Consider the following 3,110-nt stretch of genomic DNA (forward strand, 5'->3'; position numbering starts at 1 on the left):
GCTCGCCCAGTTCATCACGGAAGACATCTACGTTTCGGGCGTGAAGCCGGCCAACATCGCAATGGCGGACGGATCCGAGGCGGTCACCACTGCGGGGGGAGGAGCATCGATGAGTTCAAGCAACAACACTGCATCCAGGGCGGCTGAGCCGCTGCCGAGCGAAGGCGGGCTGATCGGCCTGATCAGCTCGATCGGCCGCGTCATGGGCCGCGTGGTCGGCATCTTCTTCAACTCCGGCCGCCGCACCATCGATCAGGTCGTCCGCAACGTGCTGCCCTTCATGGCCTTCGTGACCATGCTGATCGGTCTGATCCTCTACACCGGCATCGGTGACGTGCTGGCGCAGCCGATGGGTCCGCTCGCCAACAACATCGTCGGCCTGCTGGTCATCTCGGCCATCTGCGGCCTGCCGTTCCTGTCGCCGATCCTGGGGCCGGGTGCGGTCATTGCCCAGGTCATCGGCGTCGCCATCATCGGTCCGCAGATTGCCAATGGGACGATTTCGCCGGCGATGGCGCTGCCCGCGCTCTTTGCCTACAACACGCAAGTTGGCTGCGACTTCGTCCCGGTCGGTCTGGCGCTCGGTGAGGCCAAGCCCAAGACGATCGAAATCGGCGTGCCGGCGGTGCTCATCAGCCGTCAGATCATGGGCCCGGTCTCCGTGCTGATCGCATGGGTCGTGTCCCTGATCGTTTTCTAAGCATCAACAACAACGAGGTTCGCCATATGTCGGTTCTTCTCAAGACACGGGTCACGGCAATAGGACCCGAAGTGGCGGACCTCGCCGAGGGCGGCGTGGTCATCCTGTTCGCGGATGGCTCGCCTCCCGAACTGGCTGAAGTCTCCGTGCTGCACAGGACGGAGGAAGGCCCGAGCGACGCCGCGCCGGCGAAAGGCGCCTCGATCACGCTCGGACCGGTGTCGGCGACGATAACGGCCGTCGGCTCCACTGCGTGGAGCAAGGTCCGGGAGATGGGCCACGTCGTCATTTCCTTCAACGGAGCGGCCGAGGCCGAACGGCCCGGTGAAGTCTGCGCATCCGAGGTCGATACCGGAGCGCTCGTGGCCGCGCTCACGCCGGGCGCTGTCATCACCATCGCCGCCTGATAGGATCAGCGCCGTCCGTCGACGGCGCCACAAAGCTAGAGTTATTGCCATGGAACGCTCGACCATCGTCAGAGTGCATGAAGGTTTGCACGCCCGTCCCGCCACGCGTTTCGTGAAACTCGCCAAGGGTTTCGAATCCGATGTCGAGCTGGTCAAGGACGGCAAGGCGGTCAGCGCCAAGAGCTCGGTCAAGCTGATGCTGCTGGCGGTCAAGGAGAACCAGGAAGTCACCGTGCGTGCCAACGGCGCCGACGCGATCGAGGCGATCGAGGCGTTGATCGGCTATCTTGAGAACCCGCGCGCTGGCCTCGATGACGAGAGCGAGGTGGGCGGGGCCGGTTCGGAACCACAGGTCGCGGTCGCCCCGATTTCTCTGGAAGCCGCCCCGCAGCCCGCTTCGCCGATTGGTGGAACGCCGAAACTTCAAGGCGTCGCGGCCAGCGAGGGCGTAGCCATCGGACCGGCCTTTGCCCATTTTCCGGCCGAGATCGAAGGACCTGGCCGACGGCTGGGAGCCGATGAGATCGATAACGAGCTTGAGCGATTCCATGGGGCCGTATCGGTTGTTCAGACGCGCATGGACCGTACGCTGGCCGAAGACAGCCTCTCCGCCGGAGACCGCGGCATCGTGGCGGCCCTGCGCGACATCGCCGCCGACGACGGTTTGACCGGTGAGGTCGAAAGGCTGATCAGGGGCGGCGACGACGCGGTCTCGGCGGTCATTGCCGCGGCCGCCGCCATCGCCGCCGATTTCAGCGCTGTCGACGACCACTACCTCAACGCAAGGGCCGATGATGTCCACGCCGTCGGGCGACAGATCTGCCTCGTGCTGCTCGGCCAGGACGAGGTCAGCCTGGAAACCATCCCGCAGGGCGCGATCCTGATTGCCGACGATATCGGCGCCTGGGACCTGGCACGCGCCCCGCTGAAGCGTATCGGCGGCGTCATCTGCGGCCATGGCGGCGCCACCTCGCATATCGCCATCATCGCACGCTCGCATGGTATTCCGGCGGTGCTGGGTCTTGGCGAGAAGGTCAACGAGTTACGCGCAGCCAAGGAGGTGGCGATCGACGGCAATGCCGGCCATGTCATCGTCGATCCGGACGAGGCCGCGCGCGCCGATTTCACCCGACGTGTCGAGGCGGCGGCCCAGGAGCGTGCAGGCCTCACCGTCTTCAAGGGCGTGACGCCGAGGCGCGCCGATGGCACGGTGATCGAGGTCGCGGCCAATATTGGTTCGCTGGAGGAGATCGAGGCGGCGCAGGAAGCCGGGGCAATGGGCGTCGGGCTGTTCCGCACCGAGCTCCTGTTCATGCGCCACATGCATCTGCCTTCCGAGGAGATGCAAGCCGAAACCTACAGCGCGCTCGCCAAGGCCTTTGCGCCTCATTCCGTTATCGTGCGCACGCTCGATATTGGCGGCGACAAGCCGATCGCCGGCATCGAATTCCCGGACGAGGAGAACCCGTTCCTCGGCTGGCGCGGCATCCGCATGTGCCTCGACCGCCCCGACATCTTCAAGAAGCAGTTGCGCGCGCTGCTTAGGGCCGCGACGCACGGCAATATCAAAGTCATGCTGCCGATGGTCTCGGAGATCACCGAGGTCACCCGCACCCGCGCGCTGGTCGAGGAATGCGCCGCCGAACTGAAGGCCGAAGGTGTGCCGCACGCCGCTTTCGACCTCGGCGTGATGATCGAAACGCCGGCGGCCGTGCTGATCGCGCCGGCGCTGGCAAAAGAGGTGGCCTTCTTCTCGATAGGCACCAACGACCTGACGCAGTACATCATGGCCGCCGACCGTCTCAATCCGACGGTGGCCAAACTCAACGACGTCACCAATCCGGCCGTGATGTCGGCGATCGAACTGACTGCCCGGGCTGGGGTCGCTGCCGGCATCATGGTTGGCATGTGCGGCGAGGCGGCCGGCCGGCCGGACCTGATCCCGGCCTTCATCAACATGGGGCTGACCGAGCTCAGCATGAGCCCGGCCTCGATCCAGCGCG

General features: G+C 65.5%; 3 protein-coding genes. All 3 read left to right on the plus strand.

The features are described from left to right. Positions 1-700, plus strand: a 700-nt coding sequence (locus tag Q0L57_RS09795; protein WP_296741692.1) for a PTS sorbitol transporter subunit IIB, incomplete at its 5' end; no start/stop codon positions are given. Between the two features lie 26 nt (positions 701-726). Beyond that, a complete protein-coding gene (locus tag Q0L57_RS09800) occupies positions 727-1,107 on the plus strand; it encodes a PTS glucitol/sorbitol transporter subunit IIA (RefSeq protein WP_296741694.1) in 381 nt (126 codons plus the stop codon). 49 nt (positions 1,108-1,156) lie between these two features. Next, positions 1,157-3,110 (plus strand): phosphoenolpyruvate--protein phosphotransferase (ptsP, locus tag Q0L57_RS09805; protein ID WP_296741695.1); only part of this gene is annotated, 1,954 nt, incomplete at its 3' end.

The organism is Mesorhizobium sp., assembly GCF_024509055.1.
Taxonomy (GTDB): Bacteria; Pseudomonadota; Alphaproteobacteria; order Rhizobiales; family Rhizobiaceae; genus Mesorhizobium.